Raw genomic sequence first — 19,399 nt, 5'->3', positions numbered from 1 at the left:
TTGTGTAATGGGTTGATTTGTAGTTTGGTAAAAAGAGGTGCAAATCTATATGGATGGAGAAAAAAAATGCTGCTCGGTTACGGTTTTTGAGCGTTTTGTGAAGGAGAGTCCAGTATCGGTAATGGTTCGTGGACTTTTAGAGAAAGCATTATGTCCTCAGATTATTGATAACCTATTTGAACGTTGTGCAAAAACTCAATACACTCGCGAGCTATTATTTTCCACAGTTGTAAATTTAATGAGTCTAGTTGTTTGTGGAATCCACCCTTCAGTAAATGCAGCCCACCAAGCTTCCTCCGAAGAAATAGGTGTTTCAGTGACTTCGGTTTACAACAAGATTAATGGTATTGAGCCAAACACGAGTGGGGAGTTAGTTAGAGAAGTTGCTGGAATTATGGAAGCCACAATTCGACATTTAAATGCAACAATTCCGGATTTGCTACCAGGTTATCGAGTCAAGATTATTGATGGTAATGCAATTGCAGCTAGTGAACATCGTTTAAAAGAACTGCGCCAAATTAACAGCGCACCATTACCAGGGCAGTCTTTGGTTGTGCTTGACCCTAGTTTGATGCTAGCAGTAGATGTATTTCCGCCCTGAAGATGGTCATGCCCAAGAGCGTTCTTTATTTGATGAGGTGCTAAAAACTGTTGAAGAAGACGACGTTTGGATTGCTGACCGTAATTTTTGCACACTTAAGTTCTTATTTGGCATTGCCGCTCAGAAAGGCTATTTTATTATCCGTCAGCATCAAACTCTGCCTTGGCAGGCAAGTGATGATTTTCGCTTAGTGGGTCAAAACGATAGTGGTATGGTGTTTGAGCAGAACATCATTTTGAGTGCTGATGATGGTCAACTTCTAAAAGCACGCCGGATTAAGGTCTGCTTGAAACAGCCTAATCGTGATGGGGATAGAGAAATTTTCATTCTCACTAATCTCCCATCTGAGTTGGTTCCTTCACTTTTGATCGCTCAACTGTACCGTAAACGTTGGAAACTCGAAACATTGTTTCAAGTACTTACAGAAAATCTCTGCTGCGAGATTAATACATTGGGCTATCCAAAGGCAGCTTTATTTACCTTCTGTATCGCTTTAGTCACCTACAATGTGCTGTCCGTGGTTATGGCTGCACTTAGAACTGTTCATGGAACTGATAAAATTGAAACTGAGGTTTCCAGCTACTACTTAGCTGACGAAATCAAGGGTACTTACCGGGGGATGATGATTGCCATTCCTCCTGAAAAGTGGCGGGTTTTTCAGAACATGACCTTTATCGAATTATCCCAAATTCTCAAACATCTCGCAGGTCATGTCAAATTGAGGGCTTTTCGTCGTCATCCACGAGGTCCAAAAAAACCTCAACCAAAGCGGACTTATCTCAAGAATCGACCTCATGTCTCAACTTTTAAAATTCTAAACCAGAAAAAACTAGAAAATAACACACCTTGAAAGGACTAGTCCTAGGTTATTAGTAGCTCATTTTTGAGCCAAGTTAATTTTTGACATATTTCTAAAAATATATTATTACAGCATTTTCAACTCTTTCGGCTCATTGTGCTGCTTATAACTCAAATTTACAGAAGAATCTAGCGGAATGCTTGTTTTCACATCGTAGGCGTGCTTTACAAAGCCAGAATATTAACTTATCGTTTTTATCGCTTACTTCTATTTGTTCTATCACGTAACCATATAAACCCTTAATACCGTATTTTCTTTAAAATCGGATTATAAACTTTTACGTGACATTACGAGCAAGTACTACACTCAATTCCTGTGCTAAGTCAGCTAAAATTTGATTGCGACTGTCTCCTGGATCTATTGAGTCTGCAAGTAAACGCACTAAAATAATTAATGCATTTTCCTTTGTATCGCTACGAAATTTATCATGTAAGTAACCAATGGCATCTTCTACCATTTCAGAGGGGCTACCTGCTTTCCAACAACTTCGCCAAGGTTTAAGGGGAGTATTTAATTTAAAAAAATTCCGTAATTGCTGAACGCTATCAAATTGCTCACAATCTAACAAGGCATTACGTAATTTACTATAGATTTTAGGGGGAATACCAGATGTGTTATCTTCGTTTTCAATTTCTTTGTGATAAGTATTTCGGCTTTCAACTCCTTGATTAACGATTGCTTCCCCGACTGTAGCCTTGAGGTGTTCTAAGCGTTCCCGTCCAGGTTTTAAAGAGCGTAAGTCTATTTGAATTTGTTTTTGTAATTTATTACGTGCATAATCTAAAAACTGTTGCCATAAATTCAAGTTTGTTTCTGGTAGCAATTCCAGTTTTTTCAGTTTAGTACTATAGTTTTGTTCGTTGATACTTATAGTATTTTCGTGGTCTGCTAATTCCCCCAGGTAGCGAACATACTCTAGTTCGGTTTTTCGGATTTCTCCTAACAACTTACTTAACAGCGATTGTTGATTTGCACCTTGAGAAATTTGATTAAAGCGCTGTGTGTACTCTTCTAATTTGCTGTATAGTTGTTTTGTTTGGCGATCGCACCATCGGGATTGATGATAAACGTACTGAATTTTATGGCGACACCACAGTAAATATAGTATAATCTCTGCTACTTTATCCATATGGTCTGGATTCATATCTTGGCATTTAAGCCAAACTAAAATATGCAGTTTTTGAGCAGGGTCAGTATGGGGGCTTTCATATTCAAAAATTGGATTTCCCAGCAGATAACCTTCACTTACAAACTCTATTGAATTTCTTTCTAAAAGAATTTGTGCAACACAAGCATCAGCTAAGGATTGGTAATTTTCTTGAGTTTCTATTGGTTTACCAAAAAGTAATATTGTTTGTCCCAGAGAAGGTTGTATTTGTGGAGGTAGCAGTAGATTTTCGGGATTGATATTACTTAATTGAGCTAGAGTTAACGTACCTTTAAAAGACAAAGTTAAATCGATTGCATAAGTATCATGTAACCTAAAAGGACAAAGTAAGCCCTGAAGTTTTAACCCATTACTTTGAGAAATTAACTGAAAATTTAAACTTTTTTTTTGATTAAGTAGTAATTTAAGGTATTCAATACTACGATTATCTTCTGCTTGTGGAAAATATTTATTTTCTTGGTAACAAATAAGTTGTTGTTGAAGATTTTGTAATTCTGCAATGTGAAGTTTATTACCCAAATCAACTAACTGTTCCCACAACTGTGGTGCTTCTGCTACAGTCGGCTCTAGTCCTTGGTTGATACTGTTTCGCAGATGGAAAGCATAAAGAGTAATACTAGGACTACGCAGTCCTAAATTCTGGGTTATTTCGATCATTATTTGGGCATCTTTTACCGATAATATTTAGAGTATATTATCGATATTGGGTGATCACTGACCGATCGCACAAAAAGCTGCCCAGTAGAAGGGAGACTGAAATGGTTGGGCATCATCTGGCATTTTATGTAGCCAACGACGCAGCTTTATCTTGGCAGTTGCATCTAAAGAGATTTTATTTCTTAAAATCCATTCTTGTAATTCTTTTTGAGTAATATTCCGTAGCCAAAGTTGAGCATGGTTGAGGGCGATTGCTACGTTGGGATAATGCTCAGAATCTTGCAAATTCTTATAAAACTTAATCATCAAAAAAGCTGTTGATAGGTCATCCACAGTCCAAAGACTGCTGACCACACCGGGGCTGCCTGCATAGAGAAATCCACTGGGCAAACCAATATATTCATCACTGAGGGATTTCAAATCTGTCAGACCCGTTTCACAGGCAGATAGGGTAGTGAGACGACATTGGCGCAAGTCTAAGGCAAAGATATCACCCAGAGTGAGGGATTTTTCTAAATTAATCGCGCTTCCATCACGACTACCTGCTAATAATAGAGCAGATTGGCTAGGTGTTTCAAAGTTGAAATAACCGTGACAAGAGAAATGAGCAACATTGGTTTGACCCAGGCGCTCTGAGGTTAGAGCTGTTTTGCTAGCTTCTTGTCTTTCTAATACGTCATCGTTAGGATAAAAGTAATTACGGATAGTGGCAACCTCTAGGTCAGCAAAGCTGAGGTCTTCTGTGGGGTTCTTGACACTGAAAAAACTTTTTAGTGAAGGACGGCTCCAAGTTTTACTTAATTGTAGCAGTTGAATGCTAGGAGCATAGCTAAGACCTCGGGGAAAGCGATCGCAAAGTAAATCTTCATTCTTTAATGGTAAAGCATGGAGAGGCAGCAAATGAAGAATGCGATGAGGAATAAGGATTAGGCGATCGCATTTAATCTCTTGGCAAGCAAAAATCTTATTAATCTCGTCAAGGATTTTGTCAATCTTGAGAATTTCGGCAAGCTCGGCAAGGTGGGAAGGTAGTTCGTTTTTCCATTGTTCTCTCTGTTGACTGTATGAACCCAGATATTTCTCTGCCCAATTAATAAAAACTTCTCTATCTTTAGCAGAAGAGCTAGCAAATATCACTGGTGAACTGTGCTGGGTAATAATTGAAGTGAGAAGTTCATCTCCAGTCAAGTACCACTGAATCATGGCAGTTTGCTCGTCAACAAGGCTTTGAATCTCCTGGAATCGAATAGTTTCTATTTTTTGAGTTAAGTTGAAGCTAGGATCAAAAGGTTTGATTTGATTCAATACCTCATTTAATTGCTGCCGTGACTCCTGCAATTCTTCCTTTAGTCGTTGCCTTGACTTCTCTAATGGCAAGCGCTGCGGTTGTTGTTTTTCAATACTTCCCGATAATTGATCCATAATTACCTGTAACTGCCTTTCCAATGATGGAATGCTTCGTCGCAGTCGATCTAACTCGGCGATCATCTCTTGGGGAACGTTGCCTCTAGGATAGAAGTCACGATTTGTGAGAAGTTCAACTAGGTTGCGGGCTTTACTGCGTTCGATTGTTTCGATGGCTTTATCCCATTGTTGGATGTTAATATGGGCTTGAACCTGTTTTTGATAAACTGCTATTGCTTTTTCCATAATCTTTTGGCGATTTTCGTCGGTGTTTGCCCGACTGCGACTGAGTTCAGCTACGATTATTGCATTTTCATAGGCATCAATTGCTTTTTCCCAGTCGCCTTGAGTGAAGTGGAGATTGCCGAGGTTTTGAAAAATTTCGAGACATTTAATTGGATCTGCTTCGGGAGTGAAAACTGTTAACGCCTTTTCGTAGGCTTCTATCGCCTTCTCCGAATTTTCTGTTCTGTCGTTGCCAGATACCCTACTGTGGTAAGCAGTACCTAAATTCATCTGAGTTTCTGCCCAGAGCATGGGGAGTGTTTCTGGGGTATAAACTTGAAACGCTTTCTCAAAAGCTGCGATCGCCTTCTCCAGATTTTCTGAACTGTCACCGGATATCTTGTGAACGTATATAACACCTAAGTTATTCTGAGTCCTTGCCCAGAGGCTGGGGAGTGCTTCAGGAGTATGAACTTGCAACGCTTGCTCAAAAGCAGCGATCGCCTTATCCAAATTTTCTGCCTTGTCTCCAGATATCCTGTAGAAATAGGTGCCACCCAAATTGTTCTGGGTCATTGCCCAATCAATAGGATTTGCTTCACGAGTGCGAACTTGCAACGCTTGCTCAAAAGCAGCGATCGCCTTCTCTAGATTTTCTGCCTTGTCTCCAGATATTCTATTTGTGTAAACAAGACCCAAATTATTCTGAGTCATTGCCCAATTGATGGGAAGTGCTTCACGGGTGCTTACTTGCAACGCCTGTTCGTAAGCTTCGATTGCCTTCTCCAAATTTTCTACCCGGTCGCCCGATATCCTATTTCTGTATGCCTCACCCAAATTGTTCTGGGTCATTGCCCATTGGATAGGGAGTGTTTCACGGGTGCTGACTTGCAATGCTTTTTCCAGAGCAGCGATAGCTAACTCCAAATTTTCAGCCCTGTCACCGGATATCCTCTCGCTGTAGGCAAGCCCCAAATTATTCTGAGTTATTGCCCATTGGATAGGGAGTGTTTCGCGAGTGCTAACTTGCAATGCTTTTTCCAGAGCAGCGATAGCTAACTCCAAATTTTCTGCTTTGTTACCAGATATCCTATTTCTGTATGCTTCACCTAAATCGTTCTGAGTGTTCGCCCAATAGATAGGATTTGCTTCACGGGTGCGAACTTGCAGCGCCTGTTCGTAAGCTTCGATAGCCATCTCCAGATTTTCTGCCTTGTTGCCCCATATCCTATTGCTGTAGGCATTACCCAAATTGTTCTGAGTCATTGCCCAATAGACAGGATTTGCTTCACGAGTGCGAACTTGCAACGCCTGTTCGTAAGAAGCGATCGCCTTCTCCAGATTTTCGGCCTTGTTGCCCCATATCCTGTCCTTGTAGGCATTACCTAAACTGTTTTGAGTCGTAGCCCAATCAATGGGAAGTGCTTGACGAGTACGAACTTGTAGCGCCTGTTCGTAAGAAGCGATCGCCTTCTCCAGATTTTCTGCCTTGTCACCGGATATTCTGTCGCCATAGGCATTCCCCAAATTATTCTGAGTCCCTGCCCAAAGTATAGGGAATGCTTGTTTTGTGTAAACTTGTAGTGCCTGTTGGTAAGAAGCGATCGCCATCTCCAAATTTTCTGCCTTATCACCGCATATTCTGTTGCTGTAGTCAGTACCCAAATTGTTCTGAGTTTTTGCCCAATCAATAGGATTTGCTTCACGAGTGCGAACTTGCAACGCCATGTTGTAAGCAGCGATCGCTTTTTCCAAGTTTTCGGACTTGTCGCCCCATATCCTGTCACCGTAGGCAATACCCAAGTTGTTCTGAGTCATTGCCCATTGGATAGGGAGTGCTTCAAAAGTGAAAACTTGCAACGCCATTTTGCAGGCAGCGATTGCCATCTCCATATTTTCGCCCTTGTCACCATATATCCTCTCAATGTAGGCAGTACCCAAATTATTCTGAGTCATTGCCCATTGGATAGGGAGTGCTTCAAAAGTAAAAACTTGCAACGCCATTTTGCAGGTAGCGATTGCCTTCTCCAAATTTTCTGTCCTGTCTCCTGATATCCTGTTTTTGTATGCTTCACCCAAATTATACTGAGTTTGTGCCCAAAGTATAGGGTATGCTTCAGGAGTGAAAACTTGCAACGCTTTTTCTAGAGCAGCGATCGCCAACTCCAAATTTTCTGCTCTGCTGCCCAATATCCTGTTACAGTAAACACCACCCAAATTGCTTTGAGTTTGTGCCCAGGGTATTAGGTGTACTTCAGGAGTGAAAACTTGCAACGCTTTTTTCAGAGCCGCGATTGCCAACTCCAGATTTTGTGCCCGGTTGCCAAATATCCTCTCGCTGTAGGCAAGACTTAAATTATTATGAGTCATTGCCCAGGGTATAGGGTGCGCTTCAGGAGTGAAAACTTGTAACGCCATTTCGCAGGCAGTGATCGCTTTCTCTAAGTTTTCTGTCCTGTTCCCCGATATCCTCTCGCGGTAGGTATTCCCTAGATTTAGTTGAATCACCGCCCAATTTTCACGGTCACTGTCGCGGGTCAAAAAGACTGTTAGCAATATTTCGTAACCAGCGAGGCTAATTTCTATATTTGTCTCCTTGCTGCCAAGGGGAAACCCCTGGATAAGTTTGCTCAATTCGATAAGCATCCAGGCGATTTTTATTGCTGTTGAGGATTCCGCTTCTAAGAGTCTTGCCGCTGACCAATTTTGCAAGATGGCGATCAAGTTTTTATCGAGTTTGTCTAGGTTTGCTTGCAGTATGGGGTATATGACTTCGGGGTTAGCTTTGCTGCTGTAGATTGCCTGCGATATTTTTATCAAGAACTGCTCATATTCTTGGATGCGTTGTTCGTTCATTGCTGGCTTGCCTTTATACTTAAGTGTTCAGCGTCAGATTGCTACCCTGCGGGGGGATAATGCTAAAGATTTAGTGGTATGACGACTTTTGATGATTTTTGCTTTGTTGACTCATTGTTATTCCTTAATTAGTCTTAATGAACAAGTACTACTAATCGGTGACATTGGTAAAAGCGTATTACCAGAAGCTCCCAAAGCTCCCATTAATTGCCTCGCAAGATTCATTAAGAAATTAGCAGCATCTAGTTTGCTCAAAGTCATCTGCTCGTTCGCCACCCTGAGCATTGTCTGCACTAATCCAGCATCAAGTAAATCTTGATTCGTTTCTAATATTTCCCAATATTTTCCACTAGAGCAATTCAGCAATTGTTTAATTAAGTTAAGATAAGCATCCTGGCGCTGTTGGTTCATAGGTAGATACGAATAGCAAGTAGTAACATTACTATGGCAATAATTCAGTAATTTGCCTCGACATTCCGGAAAAATACAGAGATTAGCGAATATAGTTTATCTTTTAAAAATAACTACTTGCCTTTTGCTCACACCATTCTAAAATCTTTAAACCAAGCTATGTATACTGACAAGCCAAAAAAGTAATGAAACTTTACTGAGTAGATAAGCCTTTTGTTTTATAAAGCTTATCTACAAATAAGGAACTGACTTTAATAACATTTTTATACAACAAACTTCACATAATTATAATTCCAAATGTATTGCGGTATACTTGAAATTATTAATTATGTAGTTAATTCTGGACTAATATTAATTACTTTCAACTAAGTATTTGTGTAAAATGAGTGATAAATTATACATGCTGTTTGAAGATGTAGAATTAAAGGCAACGTTACTTACTAAATGCTGGAACAACTTTTATACAGAAATATCCCAATACTTACCAGATAGTAGATACCAGCCGGAAATGGAAGAACTTTCTGTCAAATTAAATGAAGCCCTTAATAAGCTAATTAATGAAATTCGTTCTCCAACTCTCTCCCTAGCGACTACAGGCAGAACTAGTAGCGGAAAAAGCACTTTAGTTAATTTGCTATGTGGAGCAGAAATTCTTCCTGTAGCAGTAAGTGAAATGAGTGCTGGGGCTGTAACTATTGAATGGGAGCAACGCGATGCAGGTGAAAGCAGACACTAAAATTGCGAACGCCAATAATAGAATTACAACCCTCTGTATGGGATACAGATAATTTAGGAGATTTAATTGCTGAAGGTGTTTTAGATAGTGGTGATTTTTTTACAAGGTGTTGTACAAGCACAACGTGAAGAATAGGAGCGTTTAGATCAATGGCTCCGTTAGTTAAAAATTTACAAAAGATAAGCTGGATATTATAGCCTCTGGATTTATACGTGGAAGCAAGAAAAAAATATTACCCTTTTGGGTACCAGAATTTTCCCGTAATCTTATTGTTGCTTGTTGATGAATTACTTAGTGAATAAATTAAGAATTCAAAATTATGACAATTACTACAAGCAATTGTCACTTAAAGTAAAAAGTGACCGTTTTAAAACCATAAAGTGTCCGCCGTCCAAAATAATTTGGTGGAAGCGCATTTGAGAGAGTTGAATGAAATCACTTGCTCCCGTATTTCCAAGATAAATAAGGGTTATAGCTTACCTGAAGCGGTCATTTTATCCTTTAAAAACGGCTATCTTATCCTTTAAGTGATATGCTCCGGTCAAAGTATGGTTTAATTCTTTTGGCAAAAATATAGTTTAAATCGCAATCTGCCTAATATTGGTTTAGTTGAAAAAAAGATTGAGAACCATTAGTATTTAGTCAAAATGGTATACTGTAATTTATTATACATTCAATAATTTGTGTTTCACGTATAATGATCGCCAAAAACTAACTAATGTAATTTAGCTTTACACTTCTATCTAAAACAATTCAGCCTTGGAAGTAGTCATTTGAAATATGTGTAGTATGAAGACATTAAAAGACTGTTACAAACAGAAATTACCTGATTTTCAAAAGAGAGTTGAATCTGCAACCACTATTAGCGAACTAAGTGAGATAGTTCAAGATCGGTTAACGCAGCTTGGCGACATTGATGGGGAATATATTGGAAGCTTAACTCAATCACAGGCTCGTATTGCGCTTTCTATGCTGGAAGCTTTTCGCCTCTCTTTCTCCATGCTGGCAAAGAATCAAACGCAGGTTCACGTCTCTCCTAGAATTACCCCTGAACCTCACGAATCTATTGATGATAATGAGCAAAACAGTTTGTTCGATGGAGTTTGGGGTGGTTTAGCGGGTGGTGCATTAGGAGGAACAATCGCAGGTGGTATTTTCGGTGGTTCTTTGGGAGCAGTTCTGGGTGCATTCGTTTCTACAGCAGTAATGAAATCCAGACAGTTTAATAAATCTTCTCTTGACAATCAACCTAATAAATCTCAAGTGAAGCCAGTTGAGTCCGAACAAGCAGTTGCCAATATAGATAAAGAGGAATTGCTACTCTATGTAGAGCAGACTCTTGATGTAATCGATCAAACAGTAGCTGAGTATTGTCGTTTATCAGAACCTGTGATCCATAAGCCGAAGTTAGAAGATCATCTAGAAGTCCTTGAATTTCTACAAGATTTTATAGGTGAAACAGAACAGTTTGAAAGTCAATTACCAGAAGTATTTAAATTGAGAAAAAGGCAATTATCTTCAATCTTGCGTAAATATGGAATTCGACATCAATCTTATCAAAATAATGCTTCTGAACAAGTAAAAGAGCTTTTTGATTTTGAACCTAGCATAGACCCCAACTTACAAAACTATGTAATGGAAAAACCAGCATTTCTGAAAGATGATCAAATATTACTCCATGGCAAAGTAATTGAACCCAGTCCCTCAAATCTTAGATAAAGATCGTTGCCTATATAGCAAAGTTGCCATTTATTCATAAGAAAATAAGAGGAATAAAAATGTCCGAAAATATTAGCGAAGTTATTGGTTTTGATTTAGGTCATGGCGAAACAGCCTTGGCGCATATATTCGTGAATGATACGGATAAAACAAGTGAGCCTGAACTTCTTGAAATATTTGCTGGGAAAAAGAATATAATAACGGCAATTGGTTATCATCCTACACGAGGTATTTTAGTGGGAAGATCTGCCCTTAAAACTAAAGGAATAGTAGAATCACATATAACTTTTAAAAGAAAACCCAGCAATGATCCTGAATATCAAAGGGTTATGAGTGATTATATTAGAATGATATATGAAACTCAAATAGAACAAGGAAGAATTAAAGGAACCGAAAGTTTTTTTATTGTGGGATGTCCTTCTGAATGGACAAAAGATTTAGCGATTGTAAGTGCTTATGAAAAATTATTTTCTGATGCTGGTATTCAACGAGTAAAGGTAGTAGCAGAATCTCGTGCTGCCTATATTCATGCTGTAGAAAAAGGCATCGTGAACATGGCTCAATTAAGAAATAGCTTAATTGTTATTGATATAGGTTCTTCTACTACTGACATCACATTCATCGATCAGAATAAAAATAGTATCCCAATTGATTTGGGTCGTGATTTAGGAGCTTCTTTAATTGATAAAGCTATTCTCCAGCGAGTTATTAATAATTTTGATCATGACAAAAAAACTGAATTAGAAAATATCTTTAGCCAGTATTCGTATCTTCGCAACGAGTGTGAGTTAGCTTGTCGAGATACTAAAGAAGCTTACTTTGCTGAACCAGAAAATTATCAAATGGCTGAAAACTATGCTCCTTATCAAACTGTAAAAATTTCAGGTATATATTTTGAGCCAGAAGTTGATGGTAATGTGATGAACGAAATTCTTAACACTCCTATTGTCAATTTAGGAAGTGGACTAGAAACATGGCCAGCTGCTTTTATGAATGAATTGATAAGGCTGAAACAAGAATTAGAAATCAGACAACAATTCGGAAGCTCAAATGATTTTTCTGGAGCAATTCTTCTCACTGGTGGAGCGTCTCGCATGGACTTTGTGCAAGAAATTTGTAAAAAAGTCTTTCCCCAAGCATCTCTAGGATTAGATAAAACTCCTGAGTATTGTATTGCTAGGGGATTAGCTCGTTGGGGTCGAGTCGAAATAAACACGAGCCAATTTTCTCAAGAAGTAGAAATATTTTGCTCCGATAATATTAAACCTGAAGTCACCAAACAAATAGATTCTTTGTATGAAGCTATTGCTTCTGCTCTAGCAGATAGTGTTATTAACATTATTAAACGTAACTTTGATTCATGGAAAAACAGAGATCATAAAACAGTTAACAATATGAAATATGCTATTGATAAAGATATAAAATCTTTGTTGCAGGGTGAGAACCTCAGTAAGTTATATGGGAAAGAAACCAATCAAATGTTGGCTAAAATCTCTCAAGAGCTTCGTAATGACATTAAAGCATTAGAAGTTAAATATAATGTCCCTATTGGCAAGTTAGGAGAATCCTTCGACTTGAAGAACCTTACAGTAGGAAGTATTTCCTTGGGTACTCAGTCAAACATAGATGCAACTGATGGTCTAATATCCGAATTTAGTAATATTGTTTCTTGGATTTCTGGTGTTCTAGCTGGTGTTGTGAGTTATGCAGTTGCACCTGTTATTTTGGGAATAATAATATATATAACAGCTCTAATCTCTACAACTCTAGCTGGTTTGTTGTTTGCCATTCTTACTATTGGTTCAGGAGGGGGAGCCTTGTTAGTCGTTCTTGGTTTGGCAGTTTTTGGTGGGACGAAAGCTAAAGATACAGTAAAGAGTACTCTTGAGGAAAAAATGCCTAGTTGGGATCTTCCAATGTTAGCTAGGGATAGAATTGAATCTAGCTCTGTATACTCCAAAATTAATGACCAGCATACACAAATTGTTAATGAGATATCTGCCAAACTTAAAGGGGAAGAAAAAATTAGGCAGGAACTGAGTGATAACATCACGACTATTTTTGAAGAAAGTCTCAAGGCTAAGGCTGAAGACATGAAAGCACTAATTAACTAACAATACCAATGAAATATTAAAAATGCTTCCCCACAAGCCCGATCCTATTTTATTAGTACAGATTTTTGCCAAGCTCACATCTTTAGGTCGTATTCACAAGGTTTCTACAGTTGTTTAACCCTCGTAAATTGGCAAAGGTATTGTAACTAAATATTGTTTTTTATTAATCAGATTTTCATGTATACGCCCAATCCAGAATCCCTTGAACATCGAATTCATGCTGCTAATCTAATATCCCGATCTTTACTTTATAGTTTGAGTAGGCAACATCTTGATGTTCCTCTTGCAGATGCTCAATTTATTCAGCCACTTCCTCCTCCAGATCGGCTTTTACTTGAAGAACCTTGTTTCTTGCGTATTGACCGCATAGGGGGATCTGTTAATGGTTCGTTTGAGAACGCGCTAACTGCTCTGCAAACTACTCTATCTGCTTGTCATGCTCCCAAAAAGTATACGCTGATTTTTCTTGTTACCAGTGATGGACATGAAAATCATATCTATTTAGGGATAAGAAGCCATAACTATTCGCAGTATCCTAGTATTGACTTCATCAAAAATATTGGCAATTTTTTGCAAGGTAATTGGCCAGGAACAAAAGTTTCAGTATGCACAGAAGAAGACCCCGTTTTTGCAGAGGAAGTATTGCAACAACTTCGTAGCGACCTACGAAATGCGATCGCTCTAACTGGTATTCCATCTCTCAAACATAGCGACCATACTGGTTATCCACAAACTTTAGATCGGTTTTTACGTGGTTTCCAAGAGTTGCCATTTACCTATATGGTCATTGCCGAACCAATGGGTACGGATAAAGTAGAGGATATTCTTCTGCGATGCCGAGAACTATTGAGTCATGTATATGCTTTGACTAAGATTACTCAAACATTGACTACAACCGAAGGTTCATCTCAAAGTCAGGGATGGACTGCAAGTAAAAGCCAAGGCAAATCTATTGGTACAACCAGTAGTGAAGAGGCGACAAGACCAGGAGGGGCGGATTACAATCGCGATTTACTGAAAGGTTTAGGATTAGCTGCTCTTGGAACGGCTAAAAGATTTTCACCCCTCGGTTTTGCTGCTGCATTAGGAGCAGTCTTAACTCGTAACAAAAAATCTTACCCAGATAGAAGAATTACCAATAGCATCATAGAAACTAACTCTGAGACTATGACTTTCGGTCTTTCAGAAACGTCAACCTTGAATCAGAGTGCGGCTGAAGCACTGGGTCAAGAGTATATAAATGCCCACGCTCAGACAGCTGAAAGACAACTACAACAATTTATTAATCGCTTTGAAAAATCTTTTAGTTTAGGTTGCTGGAATGTAGGTGTTTACTTACTAGCCAATAGACCAGATATTGCTAAACAAGGTGGTACTCAGCTTAAAGCCTTGCTTACTGGGGAAAATACTACTTTTGAACCGATTCGCGTACACGATTTAACAAGATTGTGGGCAAAATCTGTAAGAGGTGCTTTGCAAGATTTTCAACAGCCTTGTATTGGGTTAGTACAAACTACAGATCGGTATCAAAAGGAAAAGTTCACACTCGCAGACCGTATAGAACATCCACTCGGACCTTCTTTCAGCCATTTGACAACTCCACTCAATACTGAAGAGCTAGCATTATTAGTTAATTTGCCCCGCAAAGAAGTACCTGGGGTCAAAGTAATGCCAACAGCAACCTTTAGTCTCAATCCACCTTCAGTCAAAAGCGAGTCAATAAAATTAGGTTCTTTGCTTGAAGGTGGCGAGCCTACCAGCCTTAATTATAAATTATCGTTAGATAGTCTAGCTAAACATACTTTAGTTACTGGCATTACAGGAAGCGGAAAAACCACTACCTGCAAAAATATTTTAAACGAACTGACTCAAAAGAAAATTCCTTTTCTGATTATTGAACCTGCCAAGGAAGAATATGTTGAATGGGCAATGCAATTCAATGAATCTTTGCCAGAGGATAGCCCAAATAGAATATCTATCTATATTCCGGGCCTAGATTCTTGGCGAGGTACAAAGTTAAAAAACAAACTTGCCCTCAATCCCTTTGATTTTGTTTGGCTTTCTGAAGAGATGAATCCTCAAGTCCTATCTCATATCGATCGTCTAAAGTCAATCTTGAATGGTGTTTTTCCCATGCAGGAAATTCTACCTATTCTTCTGGAAGACTCTCTATATAACGCTTATAGCATTCCTCGTGATTGGATAGGAGAACAACTTCCTCCATTTGATACCCCCAGACCTACTCTGACACAATTAGTAGATCAAATTCAAACTGTGGTGAAAGGAAAAGGATATGAACCGAGAATTGCTGGTAATTTAACGGCTGCACTGACAACTCGTATCCAAAGTTTAAGAAGAGGCTGGAAAAAACAATTATTCGATCAACCTCGTTCTACTCCCTGGCAGAATATATTTGATCGCCCTACTGTTGTGAACTTATCTCACTTAGGAGATGATAGCGATAAAGCTTTTACAATGGCACTCTTGTTTCAGTTTCTTTACGAGTATCGTCAGGCACAATTTGACCAGATTGCTTCTCAAAAACATCCAGGAAATAACCTACGTCATTTAACAATCATTGAAGAAGCTCATCGTATTTTACTAAATACCAACTCTGCTATGGGCGAACAAGCCAATCCTCAAGGTAAAGTTGCCGAAATGTTTGCCAATATACTTTCTGAGATTCGTGCTTATGGTCAAGGATTTTTATTAGTAGACCAAATACCAGCAAGGTTGATCCCTGATGCTGTAAAAAATACTAATCTTAAAATCGTACATCGTTTAGTTGCTGCTGACGATCGCGATGCCATGAGTGCTTGTATGACTCTAACTCCCGAACAAACTGCAATTATTAGTCGCCTCCGTGCTGGCCAAGCAATAGTTTGTGGAGAATTAGATGACATGGCTGCTTGGGTAAAAATCGCTTCAACATAATCGAGGATTAGAAGTTAGTTACAAAGATAATAAAAATGAAAATTTTAAACATAGTCAACCGTAAAAGAGAATCTTTAGCCAAAGTTACCTGGGAAACACCCAACCGAGTTTCGGTAGAAATCTCTGAAGCCACAGACGAAGATACACAATCTGCATTGCAAGAATTTATAGACGAATGCTGCTCTAACGGCGTGAACTTAAGAACGGGAAAACAAATGGAACAAGACGGTAAAACCATTTTAGTAGACGAGAAAATTCAGGTTACAACTAGCGATGAAAGATTTCTATCAGCTTTGAGTGATGCTGTAAGTCGCAATTCATTCGGAGAACAGAAAGCAAGAGTATTTGGCTTATTACAAGAACAACAGGCAAAATAAAAATGACTTATTCCTCGACTGAAGAGATAAACAACATTCCTATAGAAATTCCTAGTGAAACTGGCACAGAATATACAGAATTAGTCAACTGTACTGAAGTTAGTAACTTTGAGGACTGTGAATTTACTTCTACAGAAGAAGTAGGCAATTATCTTAGGGAAAAAATTCCTTTATCACATTTGGAGAATTGTCCGAGTATTAGGTATGAATCACAACCAAGCGAAACTTGCCCTAATGCTTTAGGTTTTATATATCGTCATTCTCGTGAAATAAAAATTTGTTCGATTTGTGAAGGAAAAGAAGAACTGTTAAAAACTATGACTCATGAAGTCGGACATAATACACATTATAACATAATGTCAAATAATCCTGAACTAGCAAATAAATGGATTGAAATTAATCAAGCAAGCTACACTCAAAACTCTTATGACGGAACGGGATTTGTCAGTAGTTATGCAATGACTAATGAAAGAGAAGATTTTGCTGAATCTTACGCTAGCTACATAACCGATCCAGAAAAATTAATTTTCTATAGTCCAGAAAAATATGAATTTATGAAAAATGAAGTATTTTATGGTCGCGAATATAATTAGAGATTATAAAAATCAATTTCTAAATACCTGGACTTTAGGAAAAAAGATGAATAAAAAGATTGAAAGCTAGACAGTAAAGAAACTATATCTCATATTCCTGTAAGCGATCGCATAATAATACCGCACACTGATTCCAAATATCGTAGTCATCTGGCTTCAATTTTAGGTTTCCAAGAAGCAATTAGTCATTGGTCTCAGTATTTTGGCACGCGCCAGTTTGCGATTTAGCGCCAAGTATGAAGCCGGAATTGTTGGCGCTCGCGTTGAAGCAGCAATTGATGTAGCTTACGGTGTGCGTTATATCGGTGTGATTGATTTTGATAAACCAGTAGAGAATTCAGGTTTTTATGCAGCAATTGGTTTGGAAGTACAAATTCGTTTCAGTATTGAGTTTTGGCTGAAATTCACAATAAAAGTTTGGCGCTTCCGCAAAACATTTAAAAAATCCTTCCGTTATACCTAATAAATATCTCCCAACTGCTGATATCTCTTATCAGCAGTTATCGTTTTACGGCTCACGCCGATGAAGTTGTGAAGTTCGTAAAAGGATTTTGAAAAAATGAAAACTTCACAAGAAATAGCCACCGACTTAAAGAAATTTTATGGTTCAGTAAATCTCTACAAACACTGGCTAGGCTTGAGATATACGGATGGTATCCAATACCTAGCAAAAGAAGCAAATTGCTACTGGTTATTAGATGCGATCGCTTCACATCAAACTAAGAATTTACTGTCCAATCCAAGACTAAGAGAATTTCAAATTTGGCATTTACGAGTTAAAGAGAATTCCGGCATTTTGATATGCGAGTGGGACACCAATCAAGAAGTATTACGGCAAGAAATTGAATATACCGATTTTCCATTGAGTCATATCAAGCTGTATTTAGTTGAAAAAGTCTTAATGCTTCCAAGCGAATATTAACGCGCATCACATACTTTTAGCTATCAGGAGAAAATCATGATTCAAGCGATTGGTTCAGAACAGGTATTTGTCACAAACTTAGAACAATTCATGACGAAAGCTGACAAATTTATAAAAATTTACTACTCAGGTGTCAGCGATGAAAATCAAGTGAGAGAAATGATGCAAGAACTGAAAAATCTAGTATCAGATACAGACTTGCGACAGTTAGAGATTGATTATCAACACAACTGTGAAATCAAGGATTTGATGGCAGATTACCATGATTCATCTTGGTGGTAATTCGACTGCCTAAAATACTGAAACACTCCAACAGAAAGTGGGCTTACGCCCAATAAAGCAATGAAAATTTAGGAGATATCTGTCTTATGGCTACACGTAAATCCTCTGCACCAAACTTTCAAGCAATCGATGATTCCGTTTTAGGCGAATATGGAGTTAGCAATTACTCAGAACGCTTGTACTCAAAAGTCTACTATTCTATTCGTTCTTTGTGTGGAATCCTTGCCAAACGTAGTTTCCAAGATTTCAATTGGGATGTATTTAAAGAACGCTTCGTCTCGGATTTTGGAAAAGTAGAAGAACAGCGATTCTCTCTAGAACAGCTACTTGAATTTGCTAATCGTAAGTTCGGTAAAAAACTTGAAGATTTGGTAGTACTAAATCAATTATCTTGGCAGCGCAGACGAGAATATGCCGAGCGTGTAAATGCAAACGTTAATCCTCAAGTAGAAGCCGAGAATTAATCCTGGCATTTCAAACAATATAAAAGTGGGAATAAAGAAGATTTTATTCCCCTTTCTGTTGTCAAAAATTATTTCGGTGATATCTATGGCAGAAGTTTTAAGTGAACCCCAATTTCAAATACTCACTCATTCAAAAACAGGAATTAAAACCGGAAGAATTTACTTTCCAGCGCTATTCTTGGCTGATTATCATGAAAGCATTACTCAATGGCTGCAAAGACAAGACATTATCTTCTGTGAAACGGACTTAAAGCAATATGATGATGGCTCGTTTCGACTATATTTCAGGACAATTAATTCTTTAGAAACTGAATACTTGCAGCTAATGAAGGGCAGTGGAAAGTGGGCAGTAGGCAGTAGTAATTCCATAAATAAATAATGGGGTTGAAAGTTCGGACATAATTGTTCTCGTACTACGTATCTTGTTCGTGTTCACGCCTTCGATGTGCGGTTCAGCCTAATTTTCTACTGCCGACTGCCTTTCTTAGTAAAACCCCTTACGGGGAGTAAAAAGTAGTAACTTTCGGTAATAGCGGTGAAATAAATGATCAAATCAAAATATCGAAACTTTATTGCAGATGCTAGCAACCAAGATTTAGCTATTCCTTATCCTCTACCAATAATATCACAAGTCTCGGAGCCAGATAAAATTAAGCATACCCTGACTGACCAACCTCACTTCGGTGCTGCATATGGCTCAAATATGTTCACACCCTGTCAAAGCTTTTCGGAGCGGGAAAACTTGCGAGTCTTAGTTGTAGATGCTGAAACTGGTGAGAATGGTAGGGTGATGCCAAATTCTGAAGCAATTAAGTTAGTTGGGGATGGTGATGGAAAGATAGATGCAGTATTACATAAGTCTTTAGGTAATGAGCCAGCAACACCATTTCAAACCCGTTTTGGTATTAAAGAAAGACGTGATGGGCTTGATATAAATAATGATAATAATGAAACTTGGCAGTTAGGAAAAGGTACATTTGCACCACGGGATTTAAGCCAGGTAGGGAGTGGGTATGATTTGGTGATTTCTACCGAGCAGCTAAAAGGAAGAACAGGGGAGGAGCGGGGGAGGGGGAC

At 38.5% G+C, this 19,399-nt stretch carries 17 protein-coding genes; 14 read left to right on the top strand and 3 right to left on the bottom strand.

Going from position 1 to position 19,399, the window contains the following annotated elements:
• Window positions 1-49: 49 nt before the first annotated feature.
• The gene (locus IQ247_RS32455) at window positions 50-601 is read left to right on the top strand and encodes a hypothetical protein (protein ID WP_228059595.1); all 552 of its coding nucleotides are present in this window, start codon (window positions 50-52) and stop codon (window positions 599-601) included.
• Window positions 585-1,451: a transposase gene (locus tag IQ247_RS32450; protein WP_228059594.1), complete on the top strand. Its 867-nt coding sequence runs from the start codon at window positions 585-587 to the stop codon at window positions 1,449-1,451. The genes IQ247_RS32455 and IQ247_RS32450 overlap by 17 nt, the downstream gene beginning before the upstream one ends.
• A 286-nt stretch (window positions 1,452-1,737) precedes the next feature.
• On the opposite strand, the gene IQ247_RS09070 is transcribed toward IQ247_RS32450, so the two are convergent.
• The 3 genes from IQ247_RS09070 to IQ247_RS09060 form a co-directional block, all read right to left on the bottom strand.
• Window positions 1,738-3,285: a hypothetical protein gene (locus tag IQ247_RS09070; protein WP_193919133.1), complete on the bottom strand. Its 1,548-nt coding sequence runs from the start codon at window positions 3,283-3,285 to the stop codon at window positions 1,738-1,740.
• Between the two features lie 54 nt (window positions 3,286-3,339).
• Window positions 3,340-7,770, bottom strand: a complete 4,431-nt coding sequence (locus IQ247_RS09065) for a CHAT domain-containing protein (RefSeq protein ID WP_193919131.1) — start codon at window positions 7,768-7,770, stop codon at window positions 3,340-3,342.
• Window positions 7,771-7,887: 117 nt separating this feature from the next.
• Window positions 7,888-8,181, bottom strand: coding sequence for a hypothetical protein (locus IQ247_RS09060; protein ID WP_193919128.1), 294 nt, complete (start codon window positions 8,179-8,181; stop codon window positions 7,888-7,890).
• Window positions 8,182-8,581: 400 nt separating this feature from the next.
• Between IQ247_RS09060 and IQ247_RS09055 the strand changes: the two genes are divergently transcribed.
• From IQ247_RS09055 to IQ247_RS09000, 12 genes are all read left to right on the top strand, one after another.
• The gene (locus IQ247_RS09055) at window positions 8,582-8,917 is read left to right on the top strand and encodes a dynamin family protein (RefSeq protein ID WP_228059593.1); all 336 of its coding nucleotides are present in this window, start codon (window positions 8,582-8,584) and stop codon (window positions 8,915-8,917) included.
• A gap of 789 nt (window positions 8,918-9,706) precedes the next feature.
• The gene (locus IQ247_RS09050) at window positions 9,707-10,636 is read left to right on the top strand and encodes a hypothetical protein (protein WP_193919126.1); all 930 of its coding nucleotides are present in this window, start codon (window positions 9,707-9,709) and stop codon (window positions 10,634-10,636) included.
• 59 nt (window positions 10,637-10,695) lie between these two features.
• Window positions 10,696-12,750 (top strand): hypothetical protein, encoded by a 2,055-nt coding sequence (locus IQ247_RS09045; protein ID WP_193919123.1) that lies wholly within the window; start codon window positions 10,696-10,698, stop codon window positions 12,748-12,750.
• Window positions 12,751-12,927: 177 nt separating this feature from the next.
• Window positions 12,928-15,684: an ATP-binding protein gene (locus tag IQ247_RS09040; RefSeq protein WP_193919121.1), complete on the top strand. Its 2,757-nt coding sequence runs from the start codon at window positions 12,928-12,930 to the stop codon at window positions 15,682-15,684.
• A gap of 35 nt (window positions 15,685-15,719) precedes the next feature.
• Window positions 15,720-16,061, top strand: a complete 342-nt coding sequence (locus tag IQ247_RS09035) for a hypothetical protein (protein ID WP_193919119.1) — start codon at window positions 15,720-15,722, stop codon at window positions 16,059-16,061.
• A gap of 2 nt (window positions 16,062-16,063) precedes the next feature.
• The gene (locus IQ247_RS09030) at window positions 16,064-16,654 is read left to right on the top strand and encodes a putative zinc-binding metallopeptidase (protein ID WP_193919117.1); all 591 of its coding nucleotides are present in this window, start codon (window positions 16,064-16,066) and stop codon (window positions 16,652-16,654) included.
• 202 nt (window positions 16,655-16,856) lie between these two features.
• Window positions 16,857-17,117: a hypothetical protein gene (locus IQ247_RS09025; RefSeq protein ID WP_193919114.1), complete on the top strand. Its 261-nt coding sequence runs from the start codon at window positions 16,857-16,859 to the stop codon at window positions 17,115-17,117.
• Window positions 17,118-17,213: 96 nt separating this feature from the next.
• The gene (locus IQ247_RS09020; protein ID WP_193919112.1) at window positions 17,214-17,576 is read left to right on the top strand and encodes a DUF6876 family protein; all 363 of its coding nucleotides are present in this window, start codon (window positions 17,214-17,216) and stop codon (window positions 17,574-17,576) included.
• Between the two features lie 36 nt (window positions 17,577-17,612).
• Window positions 17,613-17,858, top strand: coding sequence for a Pb-reticulocyte-binding protein (locus IQ247_RS09015; RefSeq protein ID WP_193919110.1), 246 nt, complete (start codon window positions 17,613-17,615; stop codon window positions 17,856-17,858).
• 86 nt (window positions 17,859-17,944) lie between these two features.
• The gene (locus tag IQ247_RS09010; protein ID WP_193919108.1) at window positions 17,945-18,322 is read left to right on the top strand and encodes a hypothetical protein; all 378 of its coding nucleotides are present in this window, start codon (window positions 17,945-17,947) and stop codon (window positions 18,320-18,322) included.
• Between the two features lie 85 nt (window positions 18,323-18,407).
• A complete protein-coding gene (locus IQ247_RS09005; RefSeq protein ID WP_193919106.1) occupies window positions 18,408-18,701 on the top strand; it encodes a hypothetical protein in 294 nt (97 codons plus the stop codon).
• Between the two features lie 165 nt (window positions 18,702-18,866).
• Window positions 18,867-19,399 (top strand): hypothetical protein (locus IQ247_RS09000; protein WP_445974522.1); only part of this gene is annotated, 533 nt, incomplete at its 3' end.

The sequence above is a fragment of the Plectonema cf. radiosum LEGE 06105 genome (assembly GCF_015207665.1).
In the GTDB taxonomy this organism is placed as follows: domain Bacteria; phylum Cyanobacteriota; class Cyanobacteriia; order Cyanobacteriales; family Nostocaceae; genus Rivularia; species Rivularia radiosa_A.
Note: the sequence above shows the minus strand (reverse complement) of the source record. Positions and strands in the feature narration are given on the sequence as shown.

Coding starts and splice junctions, on each gene's coding strand:
- IQ247_RS32455 (WP_228059595.1), top strand. CDS start 50: ATGGATGGAGAAAAAAAATGCTGCTCGGTTACGGTTTTTGAGCGTTTT.
- IQ247_RS32450 (WP_228059594.1), top strand. CDS start 585: ATGTATTTCCGCCCTGAAGATGGTCATGCCCAAGAGCGTTCTTTATTT.
- IQ247_RS09070 (WP_193919133.1), bottom strand. CDS start 3,285: ATGATCGAAATAACCCAGAATTTAGGACTGCGTAGTCCTAGTATTACT.
- IQ247_RS09065 (WP_193919131.1), bottom strand. CDS start 7,770: ATGAACGAACAACGCATCCAAGAATATGAGCAGTTCTTGATAAAAATA.
- IQ247_RS09060 (WP_193919128.1), bottom strand. CDS start 8,181: ATGAACCAACAGCGCCAGGATGCTTATCTTAACTTAATTAAACAATTG.
- IQ247_RS09055 (WP_228059593.1), top strand. CDS start 8,582: ATGCTGTTTGAAGATGTAGAATTAAAGGCAACGTTACTTACTAAATGC.
- IQ247_RS09050 (WP_193919126.1), top strand. CDS start 9,707: ATGAAGACATTAAAAGACTGTTACAAACAGAAATTACCTGATTTTCAA.
- IQ247_RS09045 (WP_193919123.1), top strand. CDS start 10,696: ATGTCCGAAAATATTAGCGAAGTTATTGGTTTTGATTTAGGTCATGGC.
- IQ247_RS09040 (WP_193919121.1), top strand. CDS start 12,928: ATGTATACGCCCAATCCAGAATCCCTTGAACATCGAATTCATGCTGCT.
- IQ247_RS09035 (WP_193919119.1), top strand. CDS start 15,720: ATGAAAATTTTAAACATAGTCAACCGTAAAAGAGAATCTTTAGCCAAA.
- IQ247_RS09030 (WP_193919117.1), top strand. CDS start 16,064: ATGACTTATTCCTCGACTGAAGAGATAAACAACATTCCTATAGAAATT.
- IQ247_RS09020 (WP_193919112.1), top strand. CDS start 17,214: ATGAAAACTTCACAAGAAATAGCCACCGACTTAAAGAAATTTTATGGT.
- IQ247_RS09015 (WP_193919110.1), top strand. CDS start 17,613: ATGATTCAAGCGATTGGTTCAGAACAGGTATTTGTCACAAACTTAGAA.
- IQ247_RS09010 (WP_193919108.1), top strand. CDS start 17,945: ATGGCTACACGTAAATCCTCTGCACCAAACTTTCAAGCAATCGATGAT.
- IQ247_RS09005 (WP_193919106.1), top strand. CDS start 18,408: ATGGCAGAAGTTTTAAGTGAACCCCAATTTCAAATACTCACTCATTCA.